The organism is Leptolyngbya sp. 7M (genome assembly GCF_018128485.1).
Map to the genome: position 1 here is coordinate 2,855,986 of NZ_CP070897.1, position 22,513 is coordinate 2,878,498.

Below are 22,513 nucleotides of genomic sequence, written 5' to 3' on the forward strand. Positions count from 1 at the left end.
TTGCATGATTTATTCAGCTGATTGAGAAGCCATCAGATTCTAGCCGTGGTTTTGCCCAAGCTGAGCTACGACAGCAGCAATTTTGTCGAATTCAAACTCGTCTGTCAAAGTCTTGAGAATTTTAGCTAAAGTATCTTGGGGCTTCGGAATTTCCTGAATCAATTTGGTGATCCACAAGTCATTGCCTTGGAGAGCTGCCTGGTGTAGCTGATGAATCCAAGGCTCTGGCATGAAGCGCAGCATTGTCGGCTCGAGCTGATCGGAATAGGAACTTGAGACGAAGGCATCCCCTGTTTCAGAACCTTCAGCATAGAGATAGTCCACACCAAGCTGTTGAGCGAGTTTTTCAAACACAGTCATGAAACTGTCCTATCGCGGTTTGTCCTACGAAGTTAGCTCTTCTGTTATTGAAACGATTGAATCTGATGTACATGCTCAGCATCGCGGTTCAACCTATCCGCTGCGTCATCCCGTCAACCAGACAGGAGTTCAAGTTCCGGTTGTTCTAAGATTTCGTGGCAATTCCTATCTTAAATTCTAACAATTCTTAAACTTGCGCTAGCAGCCATCCAACTAGTGAACACATTCAACGGCAATATAGACGCTAGCCATCATATCTAAATCGACATAGAACACAGTTGCAACTCAAAGGAGATCAATCAATGTAACAGGCTGCCATATCCTCCCCCGCATAGCACAAAATCTAGCAGAATGAGATATGTACATGAAGCAGAACAAACCTATTTATTAATTTCCTGCCTTCTTGTATAATCTCATTTCTGCTATTTAAACAGCCCATATGAAACTTCCCCTAGCCGCTGCCGCTCTCTGCTTTGCCACCCTCCTGCCAACTGCCGTTTTGCCTATCTCTGCCGAGCGCAGCTTTGGTTTTGAAGTAGCCCAATCTGCTGCTGAGGCCATAGGGAAAATCAATCCAAATCGCCCGGTGCAAATCGAGGTTGTGAATGCAGGCGACGCTCCAATTACCTGTATGCTGACCCAACCCGCTTCAGCCGAACGGCGAGTTCCGCCAGGTGGTAAGACTACCTTTGGCAGCACCAGAACCAATTACTTGCCTTTACCCATCAACTTTCTGGCATACCCGGATCGAGATAATATCGGCATTAGCTCCTATGTTTTTGTTGAAGGGAACGTAGTGAAGATTGTGATTGGAGAGCAGATTAGTCAAATATCCGGTGATATTAGTCTAAATATTAACGAGGATGGTAGTATTTTTCTTTTCTGATTCTGCTTTCAACTCGTATTAACTCTGTAGCCGTTAGCGAACCTTGACCCGTTTATTCGTATCTTGTTTTTTGATCCAGGTTAAGAATCTCACCATATCCGGCTGTTGCTTCAGTTTCTCTAAAGTGTTCAACTCTGTTGCCAACAGACGATTGGCAAACAAACTGTGGATCTGTCGGTGACAGGCCGAACAAATATCAATCGTTTCACCGGGATCGAGTTTTTTACGCTTAGTGTACTGTCTTGGAACTAGATGGTGAACAGTGGTTTGATTGCAATCACGGTCACAAAGTTGACATTGCATTGAGCAAATTAGTGGCACTTTCCACTCTCACCCTAGCACTTTTTGCAAATCTCGACAGCGGAAACTGGAGGATAGGACATGACCCAGAACGTTATCCTCCAGAAGTTTTTTGACCCTCTGCGCTGCTTGGGTTGGCCCAGGCGCAACCAAAGGGAAATAAGAGAGGTCGGAGCGCACGAGTTCCGAACATGCGCTGCTCGTGTAGCGGGGTGAGCTTTACTGCAATTGCCCAATCGCCTGCAAATGTGGTTGCCAATCGACGGCTTGGTTAACCCACAGCTTATCCGACACCTGTGAAGCGTAATCAACGCAATACGGTTCTCGTATCGCTTACTCTCGTATCGCTTACTCTCGTATCGCTTACTCTCGTATCGCTTACTCTCGTATCGCTTACTCTCGTATCGCTTACTCTCGTATCACTTGCTATTGCCAATCACCTTTTGGACTCGTAAAAATTAGCTGAACTATATAGATACTACAAACATACTACAGAAATGTCAAGATCCTGAAGGTTGAACCTCCATAGCCATCAGGAATTGTGCATGACAGGATTAAGCATCTGGATATTATCAATTTGGTGGAGGAAATCGAGTCTTTGGGGAAACAACAGCGTCAGGAACTCAGAAACCGATTAGGCATTTACGCAAGACTTCTTAACAAATAGACGCTTTGGACAACGACGGGCAATGAGATGATAGTAAACGTGCGGTCGGCTAGGCCGTGCGGGTTATGGCCGAGCTGTCCAGGGCCATAGGGAACCCATTGTTGAATCAATCGTTCTTATTCGCAGTTTTAGTAGAATCCTATGTTTCCGACCCATCGCCCTCGTCGTCTGCGTAGCCATCCCCAGCTTCGTCGGATGGTGCAAGAAAATGTGCTAACTACCAATGATTTGATTTACCCGCTGTTTGCTGTTCCGGGCGAGGGAATTGCCAAGGAAGTCAAATCGATGCCGGGTGTCTACCAGCTTTCGATCGACAAAATCGTGGAAGAAGCCAAAGAAGTCTATGGTCTGGGGATTCCGGCGATTATCCTGTTTGGGATTCCGGCAGATAAAGATGTCGATGCGACTGGCGCTTGGCACGACCACGGGATTGTGCAACAGGCCACGACTGCTGTGAAAGAAGCGGTCCCCGACCTGATTGTGATTGTAGACACCTGCCTCTGTGAGTACACCTCCCACGGTCACTGTGGCTATCTGGAGGTGGGCGACTTGACTGGACGAGTGCTGAACGACCCAACTCTGGAGCTGCTGAAGAAGACCGCCGTCTCTCAAGCCAAGGCTGGTGCTGATATCATTGCCCCGTCTGGCATGATGGATGGGTTTGTGCAGGCGATTCGGCAAGGGTTAGATAGCGCTGGCTTCCAGGATTTGCCGATCATGTCCTATGCAGCAAAATATGCCTCAGCTTACTATGGTCCGTTCCGGGATGCGGCAGAATCTGCGCCTCAGTTTGGTGACCGCCGCACCTATCAAATGGACCCAGCCAATGGTCAGGAAGCCCTGAAAGAAATCGAGCTGGATATTGCCGAAGGGGCAGACATGCTAATGGTGAAGCCCGCTCTGGCCTATATGGACATCATCTGGCGCGTCAAGCAAGCAACCCATCTGCCGGTCGCCGCCTACAACGTCTCAGGCGAATACTCGATGATCAAGGCAGCCGCCCTGAATGGCTGGGTGGATGAGCAGCGCGTTGTCCTGGAAACCCTGATCGGCTTTAAACGGGCCGGGGCAGACCTGATCCTCACCTATCATGCTAAAGATGCCGCTCGCTGGCTAGCTTAAAAGCATTGATTTGAGAATAGAAGTCAGGAGTCAGAATGGTTTCTATCTGCTGTGCGGGCAGGATTGTTTGCTGATAGGTCCATTCACCATTACCTTGTTGCTAGCTCCAGTCCTGACTCCTAACTCCTGACTCCTAACTCCTGACTCCTAACTCCTGACTCCTGACTCCTAATTCCTCCTCCTCACTTCAACTGCCCCACACTTGCTAGAATTGCTGACATTCAATGCCGAATCAGCTCGTTTAACCCTATTTCAAGAATCGTGGCGCAGGTTGTTTTAGAAAACATCTACAAAAGCTTCCCGCAGCGGCAAAAGCGGACGCAAACGGCTGGAGTGATTGAACCGGCTAGCGACCCGGCAACGGTAAGCGTGCTGCGACGCATCAATCTAACCGTACATGACGGCGAGTTTATGGTGCTGGTCGGTCCATCGGGTTGTGGCAAGAGTACCCTGCTGCGGTTGATTGCGGGTCTGGAAACGCTGACCGGAGGCAATATCTGGGTGGGGGAACGGCTGGTCAATGATCTGCCGCCGAAGCAACGCGATATTGCAATGGTGTTTCAAAGCTACGCGCTGTATCCCCACATGACGGTCTACGAAAACCTGGCCTTTGGGTTACGGCGAAGACCGCCTACCTTCATGCTGCTGAGTCCTTCGTCCCAACCCTTGATTACTCGACCTTTTCCGATCGGAAATTCAAACGGCTGGCCTCGGTCGCGCGAGCTATCAAACTTGCGTCCATCTTCTAGCGTGCCAGTGTAATGCACACGCACAGTTTGTCCCGTTTCAGGCATCGGTCCGGTTCCTTCCACCACATCAATGTACTGGAGTCCCGATGGCGTGGTGACAATCGATTGATCGGATTGATCGGCGTTTTGATTTTCTTCAGTCATGAGATCGGTTGCATCTGTACTAGAGGGACTGGTGGCTTGAGCCAGCAGTTGGGATGGGTCGGTTGCTGACGGTGCAACTGCCGAGGTTTGATCTGCCATCGGCTGAATAGTTGCCTGCGGTGCCGCAACGGCTTCTTGCCCCCGTCCCGTGAACTGAGCCACGACAAGCACCACGACGCAGACCAGCATGACGCCAAAGCTGATAAGAATTTCCCGCAAAATCAATCCTCCTGTTGCCTTCTGTTGTTCCTGCTGGATTTTTTGCCAAATTGTGCCAAACAGTTGGCTAAATGGCGGGTCTTAACCCAATCCCCAGTGTACTGCTTACGTGGTCTCAGCAAGATGAAAAAACGTTAGCGCCACAGCTTATTTTCCAGATCGCGCACCTGCCGCTCCAATCGATCCAGCCGCCCGCGCAGTTCATCCATTTCGTTTTGCCGGGGCACACCCAGATCCTGCAAAACATTGCGCAACTGCCGCTGAAATTGGGACTCCCAGTTGCCTTGTTCCGATTTAAGCTGCTGCATCAAGTCGTTGATGAAGGAACTGGCCTGCTCTGGATCGAGTTTCCCTTCCCTCACCCACTGGTCGCTCACTTCGCGCAATCGGTCTGCCACCAGTGAGGTCGTCCCAATTCCAATCATCAGCAATTGCTTGAGCAGATTGTTGCTATCCATGTTTAATTCCTAATCATCTGCCTGAGGAGAGTAGCCAGACCCAACCCACCCTATCCATGATCGATGCTGGGATAAAGTCCGGCTGTCTCCAACCTACAGCTTTATTCTGGCAAATTTGCTTACTATTGCAGCGCGATTTTGATTCGGACTGCCGCACTCTACCCAGAGTAATCTCCGCCTGATTTCTGGTGCAAATTCGGTTTAATCAAGATAGGCCGCCTTTACAGGGCTGTAGTTTACAAGATGGTAATTTGCGAGGGCAGCGTATGGAAATTGAATGGCTGAAAGTGCGAGTCGCTCCAGAGTTGCGAGAACAATACGTGCAGAAGGATGCCGAAATTTGGACAACTTTTCTCTCTAAGTATCCGGGATTTCTGAATAAAGAAGTTTGGATCAGTCCTGACAATTTGGCCGAGGTGATTTTAGTGATTCACTGGGCCAGCTTAGACGACTGGAAAGCGATTCCGGCTGTTGAGCTAGAGCGGGTAGAAGCCCAGTTTAAGCAAGCCATGGGCAATACCTATACGATTGTGGAATCTGCCCGCTATCAGGTGCGCAAGCAGTTCCCAGCCCAGGATTGAACCACGCCCGATCAGGGCTTAGGCTAGGATCAAAGCAATTACAACCCATGACCAGAATTCCCGACCATGCCCACCTGCCCGCGCTGCCACCAATCGATTGACTCGCAGGCCGTTACCTGCCCCTATTGCCGCACGGCCTTAAAAGCCTATGGGCATCCCGGAATTCCCCTATACCGAGCGGAGGGCGAAACCTATCTCTGCGATACCTGCACCTATCACGAAGACGATACCTGCAACTATCCGCAGCGCCCCTATGCCAAAGAATGTATGCTTTACCACAATCGGCTTCAGCCCACGGTAACTGCGCCGCGTCGAGGGGCCTATCGGACTCACAAGTTTCCCCTATCCTGGCGAGGCAACGAAGGTTGGTGGGTGCTGCTGGGTCTAGTGGCCGTTAGTTTGATGATTGCTCTATCAAACTCTTGAGATCTCTCGAAATCTCGCCAGATTCTGGTTCACTTGGCAATTCATTGTCTGGAAGCTGGCAGTCGCAAATTTCAGCCGCAATCGTCCGCTGCACATTCTCTAACCAATCCGCAATCCGATCGGTGACTTGGCCTAAATCCTGCTGCAGCGTTCGGCGCGTAAACTGTACGGCCCGCAGGAGCACCACCCCATCCACATAGATCTGCTGCGTTGGAAATCGTTGCAAAAATTCGATTGCAGAAATGCGATTGTCATCCGCCGCCGAGAGCAGCAGGGCCGAACGCAGAGCTGGGATATCGGCTTGCTGAGAAGACGTATGCAGCACATCGCTGATCCGAAACAGAACATATTCTCCTAACAAACTGCTCAAGGCTCGATCGACCAAACGAAAATCGACCGTCACCTGCTGATTCAAGATCGACCGCACATTCACCGGATCAAGGTCGGCAATGTCTAAATACGCCTGGAGTGTTTTGGAGGCTTCACCTGTTTCGGCAAACTGAGACAGCTCGGCTACAGAAATGGAACGCCCAAACGGACCGAATCGAAACACCAAGCGTTTATCATGGGCAGTTTGGTAATCGGGTATATCTCCAGGAATATTTCTTAATCTGTACTCGGCAATGCTATTACGATAATTCAATTGCCTGTTCTGCAATAGCATTGAGAAACCTAAATCAGTACCATTCTGATCACCAGGAATTGATTCACCAGATGACTGAGTCAACCATTCCAGAGCGAGCAAGACGGAAAGCAGCGCTTGTCCATTTTCACCCCAGTCTTGAAGGTCAGCTTGGGTGTGCAGAAGCTGGAGATTGGGGCCGCAGTTGAACGAGCGGGAAGATGAGGGAGATGAGGCGGCGGTTAGGATTGCTGCTGCTGGGGCGGGGCATTCGCAGAACCAGTCGTGGATCAGTTGGCGCGATTGCAATAAGGGCTGGAGGCGCTCTAGATAAAGACTAATGTCGTTAAAAATTTGCTCGAGGTTGAGCAGATCAACCCGCACGGTGGTTTCTGGGTAGACTTCTAGCAGCCGCATAATGGTGAGGCCGGGCCTGTTGATGCTAGCCTCAATCAACGCTTGACGCAGAACCGGATAGTTAGCTTCGCCGGATGGTTCTCCGACCAACTTGTTGATCTGATACAGGATGAACTGAGCATTGCGGGAAATTTCTTGATCGCCGCTGGGGGCAAATCGCAAGGGTAACACCCTGGCAAAGATCTGACGGCCAAACGCCTCACGCGTTGGGATTTGCTGAATTAGCGCTTGCAGCTCAGGCGTTGCTTCTCCACCCTCAACAAAAGTTTGCAGCTCAGTGAGGGAAACCGTAGCCCGTTGGTCGGCATATTGCACAATGACGGTCTGCGCCGCGTTGGCAGGCTTGCTACAGTAAAGACAGGCACTTATAGCGCACAGTCCACTCAACAGCAGGTATGGCCTTCCCCGCCGCTTTTGTAGAAGCTTTTGGAACAACTGAACCGGATTGGGCAAGGGTTGAATTGCTGCCATGCTAACTCGCGACTGAGTGGCTATCCTTGGGGCTGTTCTTCTGGAGTATAGACTAGCAAGTCACCCGGTTGGCAGTTGAGCGCTTGGCATAGCCGCACTAAGGTATCCATTTCCAGACGGGCAGGTGGATTGTGTTTAGAATCATCAGAGAAATCTTCCTGCTAATGCGTTTCAGATAAACGATCGACTTTTTGAAGTGTTCCGTAACTTTGCTCTAGCGGACAAGGCAAACAACCTGACAACTGAAATAATCAATAATGAAGCAGACTATGTTCGTATGCGTCTTAGACAAGAGCTTGCCTCCGCAAGCTATTCGAATGAAGCATCTGCTCAGGTGCTGCTAGAGGTTGATCCACAGGTCCTAAAGGCGATCGAGGTAATGGGCGAATCGGGGAAGCTTGCAGAAAGAAACATTGCCCTTAATCGTTGGTGACACTAGCTTGTCCTTGAGTGATCCGAGCCATTTCTGATCGGCGCTGATTTCTTCGTCATCACACCTTAAGCTAATATAGTTTCAAGTCCTAGTCTCATATGTACAAGCAGATAGGAATTTTGACGGGTGGCGGTGATGCGCCCGGATTGAATGCCGTTATTCGGGCGGTCGTGCGGACCGCTGTGGGTGAGTTCGGTATGAAGGTTACCGGGATCGAAGACAGTTTTGAGGGCATTCTCGGTGAAACTCACACTATGAGTCTCACGCCGAAAACGGTAAGCGGCATACTTCCTCGAGGGGGAACGATACTCGGAACTCGGAATCGCGGTAGCTTTGCGCAGATGATCGACGGAAAGCCGTTCTTTCCGGAATTGCCAATATCAGAGGCTTTGGCGAATTTAGATATTCTGGGAATCGAGGCCCTGATCGTGCTTGGCGGAGAAGGCACGCTTGCGATCGCTGAGCAATTTCACAAACGCGGTTTCCCGATAATCGGTGTTCCGAAGACCATAGATAATGACCTTGCAGCAACTGAATTGACATTTGGTTTTATGACGGCGATCGATGTTGCGACCGAAGCCCTAGATCGTTTGCATACGACGGCTGCTTCGCATGATCGGGTTATGGTCCTAGAGGTGATGGGGCGGAATACGGGTTGGATAGCTCTCCACGCCGGGCTTGCCGGCAGCGCCGATATCATCTTGATCCCTGAGATCCCATTTTCCTTTGAGTCCGTAGCTGAGAAGGTGCTTGCCCGGGAGCGGGCCGGTTCGCGCTTTACGAATATCGTGGTTGCTGAGGGGGCTACTGAAGTCGGCGGCGAAGAGATCTACTCTGACACGCAGAATCTTCGTCTAGGAGGTGTGGGAGAGCATGTTACCCGCGAGGTAGGGAGACTGACCGGCAAAGAATCGCGTTGCGTTGTGCTCGGACATCTTCAAAGAGGCGGAAGCCCAAACGCTTTTGATAGAATGTTGGGTACGAATTTTGGTGCTTGTGCGGTACGCGCACTTGTAAGCGGCGAGACCGGAAAAATGGTCGCGCTTCAGGCGGGCACGATAGTAACGGTGCCGCTTTCGGAAGCTTGCGCTAATACAAAGACCGTTCCAGTTGACGGACAGTTGGTTAGAAGCGCTCGAGACATAGGTATTTCGTTCGGAGCACCGCTCGAAGGAAAAGGTTGAACTTTTGGATATGGAAGAAGTAAGGAAAAAGCTACAGGATGAATTGGACGCACTTGAAGAAGAGCTTCATTTTTTGTTGCCTAAAGAGATACAAAAGGCACGCGAATTTGGCGACCTTAGAGAAAATGCCGAGTACAAGGCCGCGCTCGAGCGTCAGTCGATCGTTCAGGCTCGCATAATGCAGATAAGGCAGCGCATTAGCGAGGTTGAATCCATCGATATTTCTAAATTGCCGACCGATCGTGTCGCATATGGCTCGCGCGTGGTGCTTTTCGATGTCGAGAAAGAAGAAAAAGTGATCTATAAGCTTGTAACTTCTGAAGAAAGCGATCCTGAGAATGGCCAGATATCGACAGTCTCACCTATCGGGCAAGCCCTGATGGGAAAAGAAGAGGGCGACGAAGTACGGGTAAAAACACCAAATGGTTTCCGAACATTTGAGATCAGCCGACTGACAACGATCCATGAAGAAGTTGGCTGAAAGATCGGCCAGTGCAAAGACCGAGATAAAAACGGATCTGAAGATTTCGGTTTCGCGAGTCAAAGGCGTACGAATGGAAGTTTAAATTACCGGAAGCTTTTGTGATCGAGCCATATAACCTAAAATATTGACCAAACCGGCAGTGCCTTTCGTCGATCGGAAGGCACTTGCATTAAGCAGATGAAGCCTTTGAACCTAGGGGCCGCGATCAGCCGCGGTGCAATGGCCATAATTGGTGCGATGGTCAAAAGCCTTGCAGCCGCGGGGGTCCATCCGAATGTCCTGACGACGGTCGGGGTTCTGATCAACATCTTTTGTGGCGTCCTGTTCGGTATGGGCGAATTTTTCTGGGCGGGAATTGTACTGATCGGAGCGAATCTATTCGATATGCTCGATGGCAACGTAGCCCGGCTTACGGGAAACGTAACCCGTTTCGGTGGCTTTCTTGATTCGACGCTGGATCGCCTTTCGGACATGGTCGTGTTCCTCGGCATTATTACGTTCTATGCAAGCAATACGCCCCAGCGCTCTCTGCTGAATGTTGTACTAGCGGGGGTTGCGATGATGGCCTCTGTGATGGTCAGCTACACAACCGCACGTTCTGAGGCATTTGGTGTTAAGGCGAATGTTGGATTTCTTCAAAGGCCGGAACGTGTAGTGCTTCTGGTCATTGGGGCACTTTCTACATGGGATTGGAATTCCGACGTTTGGTGGTTTAACCGTATGCCGCAGGTGCTTTGGGTTTTGGCAGTAGGTTCCGTCTGGACTCTAGTTCATCGAATGTATTTTATTTGGAAAGAGTTTCGAAGGATGGAAGGGGCAAGGGGAATATGATCGAATGGTTCCAGGAGATCTGGTCCGGTTTGACTTGGGGCACAATCGCTTTAGGGGCGGGCCTTTTCGTGGGCTCCTTGACCCTGAGTTTTATCTCCATAGCGATCGTTCTTGTAAAAATACCGGCGAATTATTTTAGTTCACACTACCAAGAGGATTTTATGCCGGACAGCCCGTGGATAGTGCGATGGGGAGCAGTGATCGCAAAGAACATTTTTGGCGTTTTCTTGATATTGCTTGGTATTGTGCTATCGTTGCCCGGTGTGCCGGGGCAGGGCATACTCACCATTCTTTTGGGGTTGATAATGCTGGACATTCCGGGAAAGCGTCCGCTCGAAGCTCGGATCATAAAGAGGCCTGCAGTATTTGAAGCGGCAAATCGGCTGCGGGCTCGATTCGGCAAGGCTCCGCTAGTAGTAGATTGAACATGGGATTACTGGGAATCTTTAAGAGAAAAAGTAAGGAAGACCCTGAAGTTATACGTCGCCGGTTCTTAAAGGAAAATGGACGTATAACAGACGGCCGAATAATCGATACTGACATCACACCTAGTGGCCGGGAGGTCGTTTTCTATGTTTATACGCTGAATGGTGTTGATTTCGAATCCTCTGAGCTGTTGACCGAGGAGCAGGCCAGAGAACCACTAAAGTACGCCCCCGGAGCAAAGATCGGCGTACGCTATGACCCAAGAAATCAGGGAAATTCTATGCTTGAATAGGTTATTTTGAAGCTTTTCGGCCCAATCCGGATCTGTTTTTTGATTGAAACTAAATGTTTTCAAAGATATTGATCGCAAATAGAGGTATTGGTGACAAATCCGGAGATTCAGGATAAATTGTTCCTGCTACTAGGAGCAGTCAGGGTCGAATGATAAAGAATCTTTTGGATGCGGACGAGAATGACGACGCCTCTGTTTCCGGGGGAAAGTCCGACCTTGCCCGAAACTCTTCCATCCTTGATCTTGGACCAGATCTAGTTACTGCAAAGTCCGTGGAGGTACTCGATCCTTTCGCTATAACGGATCACCATATTCAGAACACGCCGGTTTCGCCATCTGCATCGTCCCTTCAAGGTGAGCCTACATTGACCAGAGATTCGGCTCCATCAGCTACCGACGTGCAAACTCCTGATGATTTATTTCTTCCAACAGTCGCCGAGACTGTTAGAATGTCCGGACTTGCTTGGACTGCCGGGATCATGTTTTTCGGCTCGGTCGGCTTCATGCTAGTACTCGGCTGGCTTGTAGATACTCTTTTGGGAAGTTCACCGTGGGGAATCGTTGGCGGCATCATTCTGGGGTCCATAATCGGCTTCGTTCAGCTTGTTCGTATAAACACGCAGATCCTCAATACACGTAATTCGGCACGGCCGCGTTCGCTCTTGGATCAAGCCGGCTTGTCTGAAAACGCAGAAGCAGATCGTCCAAACATTACCAACCCGACAGAATTAGTGCCATCACCGGCTGCCGGCGATGATCCCTCGGACAATTCTAGCGAGAAGGATGCTGACGAATTCCTCAAGCCGCTTTGAATTTGAGCGGAAAGCCTAGTAAACTTTTAGGTTTGAATGAACGGCGGAAACGGGCATAAGACGAGTGCCGATGTAATGCCGCCGTCGCACGGCCGTATCCTTGTGATCATGGCGATCCTCGGTCTCGTAGCGGGCATCGCGGCGGCGGGGCTTCACTCGTTGCCGTATGGTTTGGCGATCCTGTGTGGGACAGCGGTCGCTTTTGTAAATTATTACTGGCTAAAGACATCGCTGCGAAAGATATTTGCCGACGCACGCGAGGGAGAACGGCCGAGGGTCTCAGCTTTGCGGTATGCGACGCGATATCTTGTATTGGGATCCCTCATCGCATTGGTTTACGCTACGGGCTTGCTGCCGATCGTGCCCTTTATTCTAGGGATCGCTGGTTTTGGCTTTGCAACCGTAGTTGATGGAATTATCAGAATTTTAACCGGACCATCCGGAAACACAGAATAATGATCAGTCGGAATTGTCCCGGCTAAAGAGAATTTAAGATGCTTTTATTTGCAGGAGACGGCGGACATCACACCCCACTAATAGTCGAATTCGTCAACCATTACCTTGGCGAGCCGATCTACAATTTTCAATTAAACTACACCAAGCCGATCTGGGATAAATTCTTTGCGAATTTCGGCACCGATGCAGAAACCGTCTTCGGCGTGCCGTATTCACCGGAGAATGCTATCCCTTGGTACACGGTGATGTTCTTTATAGCGTGTGGGCTTTCGGTATTGGTTATCTGGCTATTAAAAGGAAAACTTTCTGAAGACGACCCGACCGGTGGTCAAATGACGCTAGAGGCAGGATTTCTTGCACTAAAGGACCTGATAATCAGCGTTGTCGGATACCATGGATTTAGATATTTTCCAGTCGTTGCCACATTTGCGGTGCTGGTGCTTATCTCCAATCTAATGGCGACCTTCCCGCTTTTCATGGCCCCGACCGCTTCCGTTAACGTAACGTTCGCGCTCGGTATCGCCTCTTTTGTTTATTACAACTATGTTGGCATCAGCGAGAATGGCTTTCTGAAACATATTGGCCATCTTGCCGGTCCGCGGCTGCCGCTGATCGTCGGTATTTTCATTACGCCCCTGATATTTTCGATAGAGCTTATCAGTAATATGATCCGGCCGATGACATTAGGTGTGCGGCTCTTTGCGAATATGTTTGCGGATGAACAGATATATCTTTCGATAACGAATCTGGCTCCTCCGTACACACAGATATTGATCCCGGCGTTCCTTTTGGTCATCGCAGTATTTGTATCGTTCGTGCAGACGCTTGTGTTCACGCTTCTATCGATGATCTATATCAGCGAGGTTACGCATCCTGACGATCATCACGATGATGAACACTCAGATGCCTCTCATACAGAGGTTGCGCCTGCAACGGCTTAATGTAGGGTTTGCTCTAAAGTTTTCGGGCCTTTGCCCGATGTGAGGCGGAGATCATCCGCTAGGCTATTTGAACCGATAAAGCGGCTTGTGTTTTATAGCAACTATGCCCGCACGCTACAGGCGGCCTGACTCCAACGAGAGTAGAAATCAGGCAATACCGGAAGCGAGGCGAAATAATACCACGACGCAAGAAGCGGCATCGGTTCTCCATTAAGAAAAACAGGAGAATAAAATGAACAAATTGAAATACTTCGCTTATTCCACGCTGGCACTCGCTTTGATGGCTTTGCCGGCAATGGCACAAGGTGCGGCCGATAATGATTCGACCGTGTCTTCATACAAGGCGATCGCCGCCGGTATAGGTTTCGGTCTCGCGGCCGGCCTTGCAGGAATTGGCCAGGGACTTGTTGGTTCAAAGGCGGCTGAGGGAGCAGCCCGCAATCCCGGAGCGGCAGGCTCAGTTCAGACGATAATGATCATCGCACTTGCTCTTATCGAATCGCTCGTACTGTTTGCTCTGGTTATCGTCTTCGCGAAGCTCTAATCGGCTTCTTGAAGTTCAAATGCGGGCCGCGTCTTCTTGGACCTTAGGCCCGCGTTTTCTATTTATTTCCGGAATACGTCAAGTGGCCCTTAATAGTTGCTGCAACCATTCGCATCCGGTTTCGTTCTAAAATCTATATGGAACGGCAATTTATTGGAAAGCTCATTGCGGAGAAGTACAGGCTTGACTCGCTCATTAAACGGAATGGCATAACGGAGCTTTATTCTGCCACGCACCGTCTAATGGATAAACCTTTTGCCGTAAAGGTACTGGCCGATCCGAACGTCTCCGAAACGGAAAGAGACCGATTCTTTGCCATCGCAAAAGCAGAATCCGCTGCTTCGTCGCTCGGGCTCCCGAAGGTGATCGATTTTGGGACGGATTCGAACGGGATCGATCATTGTGTTTATGAAGCGATTTCCGGTGAAACGCTGCGTTCCGTGATAGAACATGATGGCCAGTTTCCGTCGCACACCGTTATCAACATCGGTCGTCAAATTGCCGGCGCACTTTCCTCGGCCCACTCCGCCGGACTCATTCACGGAGACCTTTCTTCGGAAAACATTCTTCTGTCAAACAAAGACGATGGTTCGATAGCGGCCACCATTATCGGTCTCGGATCAGATAACCCGATGCTTCAGGATTTCGGCTCGATGGAGCCAAGAGATTTGGCATACCTAGCGCCGGAGCTTTGCTCGGGTGCGGAATCAGGAGACGAGCGTTCCGATATTTATTCGGTCGGCGTGCTACTTTACGAGATGATTGCCGGTCAGCCGCCCTTTGAAGGAGCGAAGCCGACAGACGTGATGCTGAAGCATATTGAGGAAATGCCGGCACCGCTCTCGGCATATCGCCGAGATGTTCCCGAAGGCCTCGAACCGATTATATTAAAAGCTCTGGCGAAAGACCCTGAGATGCGTCAGGCATCGTTGGCAGCAGACGTCCCAAACTAGTGTGCAATCGCCCAAAAACTATTTAGCGACTACAATCACGCGCCTCTGCATCGATCACTTGCGCTCTGCTCGGGTGCGTCGCGAACAGTATGTCGGACCCTGGCTTCCAGAACCACTGCTAACCCAACAGGATCCGGCCACAGAGGTGGAGTTAGCCGATTCACTCTCAATGGCGTTTTTGGTGATGCTGGAACGATTATCGCCAATCGAGCGGGCTGTATTCCTTCTGCGCGAAGTGTTTGAGTATGACTATCCGGAGATTGCTCAAATTGTGGGTAAGAGCGCTGAGAACTGTCGACAGATTTTACGACGCTCGCGCCAACATCTTGCCGCTGAACAGCCTCGCTTTCCTGTTTTACCCCAACAACAAGAACAGATCACCCGCCAATTTCTCGAAGCTTCTACCCAGGGGAATTTGCAAGGGCTACTGTCACTTTTGGCGAAGGATGTCACCTTCTGGTCCGATGGTGGAGGTCGAGTTGCTGCTGCCTTAAAACCGTTGCAGGGGGCAATGAAAATCGCTCGATTTTTGCTTGCCATCCAGTGTAAATTCCCGCCCGTCATCTGCGCTCAAATTGTCGAAATCAACGGTTTACCTGGCGTCCTCATTCGTAGCGGAAGTGACATTCATAGTGTGATGACATTTGAGATTAACGAGGGCTATATTAAAACTATCTATAGCGTGCGGAATCCAGAGAAACTGAAACGGCTGAGTCAGGATGTAACAGTGAGTTATAGAAATCGTGACTAATCCTGCACAAAATAAACTACCTTTGATTCTTCCTCGATTGCCAATCTTGGTGAGTGACGATTTGAGCTGGAAAAACATTGGTTTTGCTCACTTTCAGCAACCGCCCTGGAACGTGCCGGAGTTTGTATCGTCTCGGCATATTCTTTGTCTCAATGCAGGTAAGCCCGTGAGATTGAAGCAGGTTGTGGATGGCGAGCGTAAGGTGGTTGACTCAATTCCAGGAGATTTAGCAATTTATCCTGCTGCTCTATGTCAACAGTTTTCCTGGGATAGTGAAGCGGAGTTCTTCAATCTGTTTCTAGAGCCATCATTTGTCACGCAGGTAGGCTATGACTTGTTTGGCAGCGATCGTTTAGAACTGGTTCCTCAGCTAGGAATACTCTCTGATCCGCTGATTTATCAAATTAGTTTAGCGCTAAAAACTTCTTTGGAAACCGATGGGATGAATAGCCAACTTTATGCAGATGCCATCGCTCAGGCGTTAGTTGTCCATCTTCTGGCTCGATATTCAAATCATTCACGTCAGATTAAACCGATTGCAGGTGGTTTTACTCAAGCGCAATGGAAACAAATTGTTGATTTCATTCATGCGAATCTGGATAGAAATATTCACTTAGCTGAGCTGGCAGAACTTGTACAATTCAGTCCCTACCATTTTGCACACCTATTTAAGCAATCAACCCATGTATCTCCACATCAGTATCTTATTCGTTGTCGAATTGAACGAGCTAAACAACTGATGGCGATAGGTAATTTGTCGCTCGCAGAAGTTGCTCAGACGGTTGGTTTTGCTAGTCAAGGACATTTCACCTACCATTTCAAACGGCTTGTAGGCGTGACTCCAAAAGAGTTTCTGCGACGCGTACCTTAGCAGAAACCGCAAGAACGTTGAAAATAATCGCAAGAATCTTGAAGAGACGCATTGGAGTATTGCCGCATACTGAATCCATAAGCTGATTGAAGGTTTGCTTATGAGACGTATTCTTCACATTGATGCGAGCTATAGCGGTGAAAAATCGGTATCACGAGCGTTGTCTCAAATATTCATCACGGCTTGGCAGAAGTTTCACCCTGAAGCCTTGATTCTCTACCGAGATTTAGGGCGTTTTCCAGTTCCCTATATTAATAAAAACTGGATTGCAGCCATTCATTCACCACCTGAAACTCACACGCCGGAGATGATTCAAGCTTTGGAGGTATCTAATCCATTGCTGGAAGAGTTTTTGTCAGTTGATTGCTACGTCTTTGGAATACCCATGTATGGCTTTACAATCCCGGCAACGCTTAAAGCCTATCTTGAACATTTGATTCGCATTGGCTGTACTTACGAAGTAGATGAAGCCGGAGTTCGAGGACTCGTTCACGGCAAAAAAGCTCTGTTTATCACTAGTCGTGGCGGCAACTATTCGTCGGGTTCCCCCTTTGGTGAAGATCATCAAGAACCATACCTGCGAACCATTTTTGGATCGTTTGGAATTCAGGATGTTGAATTTGTCAATGTCAATAATCTAGTCTTAGGTGACCGAGAGAAATCTATGGTAGCGGCTCAAGCCAGGCTTCAAACCTTAGCGGCTCATTGGTAAAACTGGAGGAAGATCTGATGTCACAGGAAAATCTAGAAACGATTCGTTGCCTCTTTCAAGCTGTCGAAAATCGAGATGTTGCCGGCGTGCTTGCCGCTTACGCTCCCGAGATTGTCATCCGCGATGCCGCATCATTGCCCTATGGAGGTATCCATCACGGTCTGGAAGGAGCAAAACACCATGTTGAAATTGCAGCGCAAACCTGGGACCATCTCCAACCTGAAGCTGCTAGAAAGATGAATGGCGTTTTTCTGGATGCAGGCGAGTATGTGGTTGTGCTTTGGCGGTTGAAAGGACTGGAGTCCCATAGCGGCAGAACGCTTGATTTGCCAGTGGTCAGTATCTACAGAATGCGAGATAAGAAAATTATTGAATCCCAAATGTTTTACTCGGATACGACTACGATTGTGGAGTTCCTGACAGGTAGGTCTTGAGCCTGGATGTGGGCATTGGAGTTGGCACGATATTGCCGCACCGATAAACTATCGGTTAGAACTTGCTTAATGGCACAACCATCGCTATAAACTCTATCCATTTATACTAGATGCAGAGAACGCATTGTTGATTTGAGCAGCGGAGCGGAGGCTAATGGAACGAGTACTAGTAACGGGTGCAACCGGCGGAGTCGGGCAATTGGTGGTCGCCAAACTATTAGAGCAGGGCTACACCGTGCGTGCCCTCACCCGCAGTGCCGACAAGGCGAAGCAAATGTTTCAGGACCAAGTTGAGATTGCCCTCGGCGATACCCGCGATCCACAGATGCTGCCAACTGCGCTGCAAGACATCACCTACCTGATCTGCTGCACCGGCACCACAGCCTTTCCTTCGGCCAAATGGGGTTTCCAGTTTGATTCAAAGCTGAATCCCCTACAGCAACTCTGGACTTGGGGCAAGGTGTTTACAGATGCCAACTATCGTCAGGCCAAGGCTACTAACAGCCCTCAGCAGGTGGATGCCGAAGGAGTACAGCACCTTGTAGCGGCGGCTCCTAGAACCCTGAAGCGTTTTGTGTTTATTTCATCTTGTGGCGTTGAGCGGAAAGATAAACCGCCCTATAACTTGCTGAATGCCTTTGGTGTCTTGGATGCCAAACAGCAAGGGGAAACGGCCATTATCCAATCGGGACTGCCCTATACGATTATCCGTCCCGGTCGGTTGATTGACGGTCCCTTTACGTCGTCTGATCTCAATACTTTGCTGAAAGCTTCTACTCAAGGCAAGCTAGGCGTTGTGATTGTGGGGTTGGCATTCTTTTGCCAGGGGTTACCGGCCTCGGCCAGCTTGCGTCCATCGGGATTGACAATCGGCACGATGCGAATATCAAAATAATCGAGCAGCCAGGTGGCTTCCGGCGCAACGCCGTAGCTAGCCACTAGAAATTCAGCAAACCGGGTGGCCAATTCTGTGGTGACATAGTCTTGCCCATGAATCGCGGCCTGAAGCAAGAATACGGGTTTGGGTTGGTCTGCCGCCGGTCGGCCTAACTGCAAGGCGAAAATATCATAGCCAGGCGCTTCGTTGTTGCTGACCTTGTTGTAGCTATCACCAATATCAACCCAAGTCGCCAAATCCGGATTGTCAGCAGCAAGCTGGGCCAAGCTAGCATAGGTGGCTTCAACGGTGCGGTAGCTGTCAAACTTAGCAATGGTGGAACCGGCGATAGTGGAACCAGCGATAGTGGAACCGGTTTCGCTTGAACTCGCTAGAGTCGGTTGATCACTAGAAACGCGCAATGGGCTAGCTGGACTAGCCGGGTTACTAGAATCAGAGGGTAGATCAGAGGGTAAATCAGACCGTGAATCAAACAGTAAATCAGACAATAAATTAGACAAGTCAGACATAGTTACTATCAACAGGGGTAGGAGAAAGTGGACCCAGAGAACCGAAAAGGATCTAAGCCTAAATCAAGCCCAAATCAAGCCGAATTAAGCCCCAGAACTTCCACTGAGCAATTTGGCTAAACGATTTGGACTCAATGATTTGAGTTCAATGATCGGGACTCAATGATTTGGGCCGAATGATTTGGACTAAGAGGCCGAACCAATCGAGCTGATTGCAGGTCCACTCAAGGAACCAAAATTTAAACAGCAATTAAAGCAACAGAGTCTCAATAGGAAACAGCAGTAAAGCAACGAATGCATCCCCTAACCTCAGTAAAATGCGTCATCTGCTACTTATTTGTCAAGATTTTATTAAATCTGACCCAGCCCAGTTTGGATCAGGTCGCATTGGTCGGATCCATTGGCCCGAGCAATTGGCCCGAGCAATTGGCCCGAGCAATTGGCCCGAGCAATTGGCCCGAGCAATTGGCCAGATCCAACAGATGCATGACACTCGTATGTCACTATAGACTTGGATTTCTGAAAGCAGACAAGTCATGCAAATCTTGATCGTGGAAGACGAAGCTGAAATTGCTCAGCTGATCCAGCTCTACTTAGAAAAAGAAGGCTTCACCTGTCGCACCTGTCGCGATGGCGTGACGGCGCTGCAAATTTTTCAAGAACAACAGCCCGATCTGATTATTCTCGATTTGATGATTCCGGGCTTAGATGGCCTAGAAGTCTGTGCTCGCATTCGCCAGAAACCTGGCAACAAGGATCCATTTATCTTGATGCTGACTGCCAAAGGGGAAGAGATTGACCGGATTATTGGCCTCTCAACCGGAGCCGATGACTACCTGGTCAAGCCGTTTAGCCCACGTGAGTTGGTGGCGCGAGTCCGTGCCCTACTGCGCCGCACCCTCCGCCAAGGTGGACAGAGCCGTGTGTTTCAAACACCCCATTTTGCAGTGGATGTGGATCAGCGGGTGGCTCACCGGCAGCTCGATGGCCAAGATTCCGAAACGCTGGACCTGACAACGCTAGAGTTCGATTTACTGACTACCTTTCTCAGCTATCCTGGACGGGTCTGGAATCGGACCCAGCTGATCGAGCGGCTGTGGGGCAGCGATTTCTATGGCGATGAGCGCGTAGTGGATACCCATGTGGCCCGGCTACGCAAAAAAATCGAACCCGATCCGGCCAATCCCACCTTTGTCAAAACCGTGATTGGGGTGGGGTATAAATTTGAAGACGCATTAGTTTGAGCCAATTCTTTCAGCTACTTCTCTCAGCCACTTTTCAGCCGATGGATGTATTTATCCGCGCCTACGAGCACGCAGCCAGCAATTTCAATCCCTTACTGACAGCCCTACAGCAGCATCTGGTTCTCGTCCTCGTGCCGCTGGCGATTGGGCTAGTAGTGGGGTTGCCATTGGGCCTATGGAGTGCTCGCTCCCGTACAGCAGCAACGGTCTTGATTAACGGGTTTAACGGCCTGCGGGTAATTCCCAGCCTAGTGGTTCTGTTCGTTTTTGTTTCGGTGCCGTACTTCGGCTTGAATGTGCGTTCGGCGATTGTGGCCCTGACCCTGCTAGTGATGCCGCCAATTCTAATCAACACCGATGTTGCCTTCCGCAGCATTGATCCGATGATTCGAGAGGCAGCCTATGGCATGGGTATGAGTAAAAGGCAAGTCCTCCGCTCGATCGAGGTACCGCTAGCTTTGCCGGTTGTAATCACAGGCATCAAAATCGCAACGATCGAGGTGATTGCTAGCGCAACCTTAGCCGCCTTCATTGGAGCGGGCGGCTTGGGCCGATTCATTGTGCTGGGCTTTGCGCAGTACGATCCGGCTATTTTGCTGGTGGGAGCTATTCCGGTAGCGCTGTTGGCGGTGCTGGCAGAAATTGTCCTCGGTCAGCTGCAGCGGGCGGTACAACCTCCTCAATAATGGCCTCAATAATGGCCTCAATAATGGGCCAGCAATTGGGTATTTTAGATTGCGCCTTTGCCAACACCATTTCACTCAAGAAACCACCAAAGCGTAGAATCAATGATTGATCGCAAAGCTCAGCATGCCAGGTTTTATGTCCCTTGCCATATATCTCAACATACTCGATGAGGTATTGCGTCAGTTCAAGTACAGCCAAGACGAATTGCAGCGGACCTATGGGTTTGGCAATCGTCTACAGAGCATTGCTGACAAAGTCCGCGATAGCTTAGACGAAGCCCAAATTCTGCAAACCGCTGTGCAGGAGTTGGCGATTGGGCTGGAAGTTGATAGTTGCGATACTGGCATTTACGATTTGCAGCACGGTACCTCAACCGTTGCCTATGAATATGTGGCAGGGCAGGTGCTACCTGTGCAGGGGTTGGTGGTTTCAATGCTGGATTACCCTGAGGTCTACAGTCAGTTGTTACAGGGGCAATATGTTCACGGCTGCTGGTATCCACTCGATCAAAAGTTTCACAATGTACGGCGGATTTCAGGGCACTTCGCTGCTTTAGTTCATCCCATCATCGATAATCAGCAGGTAATTGGCGATTTATGGCTCTACCGCGTCGGAGCAGAAGGGTTTGAACCCGAAGAAGTTTGGCTGGTGCAGCAGGTTGCCACCCAATGTGCAATTGCGATTCGGCAGGCTCGGCTTTATCAAGCTGCTCAGGCCCAGGTAACAGAGCTAGCTCGGCTGAATCGCCTCAAGGATGATTTTCTCACTACGATCTCTCAGGAATTGCGGACGCCAAGTGCCACGATCGCCACAGCGGCACAAATGCTAGAGCTGGAATTACAGCGCCTTGGGGTTGAGCTGGCAGCCAATCCTGGCCTCCAGTGCTACTTGACGGTATTGCAACAGGAAAGCCAGCAGGAAATCATCTTAATTGACAATCTGCTGGCCCTCACCCGCATTGAGTCTGAAACCGAACCCTTGGTTTTGACGACCATTGACCCGCACATTTGGGTGGCTGATGTGCTCGAACCCTTTGCTGACTATGATTGAATTAATTGAATCGATTGAATTACTAGCCAGTATAGGTAAGATAAACTGGTGATTCTATGAGCTAGCTCATACTCAACATTCTCTGCTGCCGGATGGCTCCTTCGCTTAGCTCCGCACAGCCGAATTGAATAGACGAACCACCTGCCGACAAATTTGTTTGAGCTGGGTTTGGGCTTTGGGTAATGGTACTGCCAGTCCCCAGAATTCCTCAGCCTGACTGGTTGCAAATCGCCACTGCTGCCCCATATGATCATGACCAGACAGCTCAACTGCGGCAATTCGAGAGCGCTGTGCATCAGGCAAACGAATTTGCATCAAAATACTGGAACTTTGGCAAGTAAAGCTCCGCCCCGGAAAGTGAAACCCCAAATCAATTGAATTGGGATCATCAAACTTTTGCGTTTCAGCATTGTTCAACCAAGGACTGAAATCAACCGCCAAATCTGGAAATTCAAATCGCACCACATTAACTACTGTGGCGATTTTACTGACGATCTCAATGTTAGTTGCCTGTTCGGAGGCATTCATAGCGGTTACTCCTTAGCGATCAAAAGACGAATAATGAATAGCTCTGAAACA

Annotated in this window: 32 protein-coding genes and 2 pseudogenes; 26 read left to right on the forward strand and 8 right to left on the reverse strand. The window is 49.7% G+C overall.

Going from position 1 to position 22,513, the window contains the following annotated elements:
* Positions 1-39 precede the first annotated feature (39 nt).
* Entirely contained in the window at positions 40-360 is a 321-nt protein-coding gene (locus tag JVX88_RS13920; protein WP_211627854.1) for a hypothetical protein, read from the reverse strand.
* On the opposite strand from JVX88_RS13920, the gene JVX88_RS13925 reads away from it, so the two are divergent.
* Positions 359-541 (forward strand): DUF4278 domain-containing protein, encoded by a 183-nt coding sequence (locus tag JVX88_RS13925; protein ID WP_211627856.1) that lies wholly within the window; start codon positions 359-361, stop codon positions 539-541. The two genes, JVX88_RS13920 and JVX88_RS13925, sit on opposite strands and share 2 nt — an antisense overlap.
* Before the next feature lie 258 nt (positions 542-799).
* Positions 800-1,246, forward strand: coding sequence for a hypothetical protein (locus JVX88_RS13930; RefSeq protein ID WP_211627858.1), 447 nt, complete (start codon positions 800-802; stop codon positions 1,244-1,246).
* 33 nt (positions 1,247-1,279) lie between these two features.
* On the opposite strand, the gene JVX88_RS13935 is transcribed toward JVX88_RS13930, so the two are convergent.
* A complete protein-coding gene (locus JVX88_RS13935; protein WP_211627859.1) occupies positions 1,280-1,549 on the reverse strand; it encodes an HNH endonuclease in 270 nt (89 codons plus the stop codon).
* A 538-nt stretch (positions 1,550-2,087) separates the two neighbouring features.
* Between JVX88_RS13935 and JVX88_RS13940 the strand changes: the two genes are divergently transcribed.
* The 3 genes and pseudogenes from JVX88_RS13940 to JVX88_RS13950 form a co-directional block, all read left to right on the forward strand.
* A complete protein-coding gene (locus JVX88_RS13940; RefSeq protein ID WP_317134633.1) occupies positions 2,088-2,213 on the forward strand; it encodes a DUF29 family protein in 126 nt (41 codons plus the stop codon).
* A gap of 141 nt (positions 2,214-2,354) precedes the next feature.
* The gene (hemB, locus tag JVX88_RS13945) at positions 2,355-3,335 is read left to right on the forward strand and encodes a porphobilinogen synthase (RefSeq protein WP_211627861.1); all 981 of its coding nucleotides are present in this window, start codon (positions 2,355-2,357) and stop codon (positions 3,333-3,335) included.
* Between the two features lie 336 nt (positions 3,336-3,671).
* Positions 3,672-3,962: pseudogene (locus JVX88_RS13950) on the forward strand (ATP-binding cassette domain-containing protein); the annotation flags it as partial.
* Here JVX88_RS13950 and JVX88_RS38370 read toward each other — a convergent pair.
* Entirely contained in the window at positions 3,929-4,447 is a 519-nt protein-coding gene (locus tag JVX88_RS38370; protein WP_225931411.1) for an FKBP-type peptidyl-prolyl cis-trans isomerase, read from the reverse strand. The pseudogene JVX88_RS13950 and the gene JVX88_RS38370 sit on opposite strands and share 34 nt — an antisense overlap.
* Positions 4,448-4,581: 134 nt before the next feature.
* Positions 4,582-4,905, reverse strand: a complete 324-nt coding sequence (locus JVX88_RS13955) for a phasin family protein (RefSeq protein ID WP_211627865.1) — start codon at positions 4,903-4,905, stop codon at positions 4,582-4,584.
* Positions 4,906-5,171: 266 nt separating this feature from the next.
* Between JVX88_RS13955 and JVX88_RS13960 the strand changes: the two genes are divergently transcribed.
* Both JVX88_RS13960 and JVX88_RS13965 read left to right on the forward strand, forming a co-directional pair.
* On the forward strand, positions 5,172-5,486 hold the full coding sequence (locus tag JVX88_RS13960) for a TIGR03792 family protein (RefSeq protein WP_211627867.1): 315 nt from the start codon (positions 5,172-5,174) through the stop codon (positions 5,484-5,486).
* A gap of 66 nt (positions 5,487-5,552) precedes the next feature.
* Complete coding sequence (locus JVX88_RS13965) at positions 5,553-5,912, forward strand: zinc ribbon domain-containing protein (protein WP_211627869.1); 360 nt, start codon at positions 5,553-5,555, stop codon at positions 5,910-5,912.
* On the opposite strand, the gene JVX88_RS13970 is transcribed toward JVX88_RS13965, so the two are convergent.
* Positions 5,881-7,422, reverse strand: a complete 1,542-nt coding sequence (locus JVX88_RS13970; RefSeq protein WP_211627870.1) for an alpha/beta hydrolase — start codon at positions 7,420-7,422, stop codon at positions 5,881-5,883. The two genes, JVX88_RS13965 and JVX88_RS13970, sit on opposite strands and share 32 nt — an antisense overlap.
* Positions 7,423-7,442: 20 nt before the next feature.
* Positions 7,443-7,547 (reverse strand): annotated as a pseudogene (locus JVX88_RS44100) (helix-turn-helix domain-containing protein); the annotation flags it as partial.
* 71 nt (positions 7,548-7,618) lie between these two features.
* On the opposite strand from JVX88_RS44100, the gene JVX88_RS13980 reads away from it, so the two are divergent.
* The 16 genes from JVX88_RS13980 (at position 7,619) to JVX88_RS14055 (ending at position 18,441) form a co-directional block, all read left to right on the forward strand.
* The gene (locus JVX88_RS13980) at positions 7,619-7,855 is read left to right on the forward strand and encodes a hypothetical protein (protein ID WP_211627873.1); all 237 of its coding nucleotides are present in this window, start codon (positions 7,619-7,621) and stop codon (positions 7,853-7,855) included.
* Positions 7,856-7,953: 98 nt separating this feature from the next.
* Positions 7,954-9,039: a 6-phosphofructokinase gene (locus JVX88_RS13985; RefSeq protein ID WP_211627875.1), complete on the forward strand. Its 1,086-nt coding sequence runs from the start codon at positions 7,954-7,956 to the stop codon at positions 9,037-9,039.
* Positions 9,040-9,049: 10 nt separating this feature from the next.
* Positions 9,050-9,520 (forward strand): transcription elongation factor GreA, encoded by a 471-nt coding sequence (greA, locus tag JVX88_RS13990; RefSeq protein ID WP_211627877.1) that lies wholly within the window; start codon positions 9,050-9,052, stop codon positions 9,518-9,520.
* Positions 9,521-9,700: 180 nt separating this feature from the next.
* Complete coding sequence (locus JVX88_RS13995; RefSeq protein ID WP_211627878.1) at positions 9,701-10,354, forward strand: CDP-alcohol phosphatidyltransferase family protein; 654 nt, start codon at positions 9,701-9,703, stop codon at positions 10,352-10,354.
* Positions 10,351-10,779, forward strand: a complete 429-nt coding sequence (locus tag JVX88_RS14000) for a hypothetical protein (protein WP_211627880.1) — start codon at positions 10,351-10,353, stop codon at positions 10,777-10,779. The genes JVX88_RS13995 and JVX88_RS14000 overlap by 4 nt, the downstream gene beginning before the upstream one ends.
* Positions 10,780-10,781: 2 nt before the next feature.
* Positions 10,782-11,072, forward strand: coding sequence for a DUF3592 domain-containing protein (locus JVX88_RS14005; RefSeq protein ID WP_211627881.1), 291 nt, complete (start codon positions 10,782-10,784; stop codon positions 11,070-11,072).
* A 149-nt stretch (positions 11,073-11,221) separates the two neighbouring features.
* A complete protein-coding gene (locus JVX88_RS14010) occupies positions 11,222-11,884 on the forward strand; it encodes an AtpZ/AtpI family protein (protein WP_211627883.1) in 663 nt (220 codons plus the stop codon).
* A gap of 36 nt (positions 11,885-11,920) precedes the next feature.
* The gene (locus JVX88_RS14015) at positions 11,921-12,340 is read left to right on the forward strand and encodes an ATP synthase subunit I (protein WP_211627884.1); all 420 of its coding nucleotides are present in this window, start codon (positions 11,921-11,923) and stop codon (positions 12,338-12,340) included.
* A gap of 38 nt (positions 12,341-12,378) precedes the next feature.
* Entirely contained in the window at positions 12,379-13,281 is a 903-nt protein-coding gene (locus JVX88_RS14020) for a F0F1 ATP synthase subunit A (protein WP_211627886.1), read from the forward strand.
* 232 nt (positions 13,282-13,513) lie between these two features.
* The gene (locus tag JVX88_RS14025) at positions 13,514-13,825 is read left to right on the forward strand and encodes an ATP synthase F0 subunit C (protein WP_315875329.1); all 312 of its coding nucleotides are present in this window, start codon (positions 13,514-13,516) and stop codon (positions 13,823-13,825) included.
* A gap of 137 nt (positions 13,826-13,962) precedes the next feature.
* A complete protein-coding gene (locus JVX88_RS14030) occupies positions 13,963-14,778 on the forward strand; it encodes a serine/threonine protein kinase (RefSeq protein ID WP_211627887.1) in 816 nt (271 codons plus the stop codon).
* 1 nt (position 14,779) lies between these two features.
* Positions 14,780-15,529 (forward strand): RNA polymerase sigma factor SigJ, encoded by a 750-nt coding sequence (gene sigJ / locus JVX88_RS14035; RefSeq protein WP_211627889.1) that lies wholly within the window; start codon positions 14,780-14,782, stop codon positions 15,527-15,529.
* A complete protein-coding gene (locus tag JVX88_RS14040) occupies positions 15,522-16,400 on the forward strand; it encodes a helix-turn-helix transcriptional regulator (protein ID WP_211627891.1) in 879 nt (292 codons plus the stop codon). The genes sigJ and JVX88_RS14040 overlap by 8 nt, the downstream gene beginning before the upstream one ends.
* A gap of 100 nt (positions 16,401-16,500) precedes the next feature.
* The gene (locus JVX88_RS14045) at positions 16,501-17,112 is read left to right on the forward strand and encodes an FMN-dependent NADH-azoreductase (protein ID WP_211627893.1); all 612 of its coding nucleotides are present in this window, start codon (positions 16,501-16,503) and stop codon (positions 17,110-17,112) included.
* Positions 17,113-17,129: 17 nt separating this feature from the next.
* Positions 17,130-17,546 carry a nuclear transport factor 2 family protein gene (locus JVX88_RS14050; RefSeq protein WP_211627895.1) on the forward strand — a complete coding sequence of 139 codons (417 nt, stop codon included), beginning with the start codon at positions 17,130-17,132 and terminating at the stop codon, positions 17,544-17,546.
* Between the two features lie 154 nt (positions 17,547-17,700).
* Entirely contained in the window at positions 17,701-18,441 is a 741-nt protein-coding gene (locus tag JVX88_RS14055; protein WP_225931412.1) for an SDR family oxidoreductase, read from the forward strand.
* Here the strand turns inward: JVX88_RS14055 and JVX88_RS14060 are convergent.
* Entirely contained in the window at positions 18,324-18,953 is a 630-nt protein-coding gene (locus JVX88_RS14060) for a M14 family zinc carboxypeptidase (protein ID WP_225931413.1), read from the reverse strand. The two genes, JVX88_RS14055 and JVX88_RS14060, sit on opposite strands and share 118 nt — an antisense overlap.
* A gap of 536 nt (positions 18,954-19,489) precedes the next feature.
* Here JVX88_RS14060 and JVX88_RS14065 point away from each other — a divergent pair.
* The 3 genes from JVX88_RS14065 (at position 19,490) to JVX88_RS14075 (ending at position 21,934) form a co-directional block, all read left to right on the forward strand.
* The gene (locus JVX88_RS14065) at positions 19,490-20,197 is read left to right on the forward strand and encodes a response regulator transcription factor (protein WP_036002687.1); all 708 of its coding nucleotides are present in this window, start codon (positions 19,490-19,492) and stop codon (positions 20,195-20,197) included.
* Positions 20,198-20,238: 41 nt separating this feature from the next.
* The gene (locus tag JVX88_RS14070) at positions 20,239-20,883 is read left to right on the forward strand and encodes an ABC transporter permease (protein WP_211627897.1); all 645 of its coding nucleotides are present in this window, start codon (positions 20,239-20,241) and stop codon (positions 20,881-20,883) included.
* 136 nt (positions 20,884-21,019) lie between these two features.
* The gene (locus JVX88_RS14075) at positions 21,020-21,934 is read left to right on the forward strand and encodes a GAF domain-containing protein (RefSeq protein ID WP_211627898.1); all 915 of its coding nucleotides are present in this window, start codon (positions 21,020-21,022) and stop codon (positions 21,932-21,934) included.
* 105 nt (positions 21,935-22,039) lie between these two features.
* Here the strand turns inward: JVX88_RS14075 and JVX88_RS14080 are convergent, their stop codons facing one another.
* On the reverse strand, positions 22,040-22,462 hold the full coding sequence (locus tag JVX88_RS14080; protein ID WP_211627900.1) for a hypothetical protein: 423 nt from the start codon (positions 22,460-22,462) through the stop codon (positions 22,040-22,042).
* Positions 22,463-22,513: the final 51 nt, after the last annotated feature.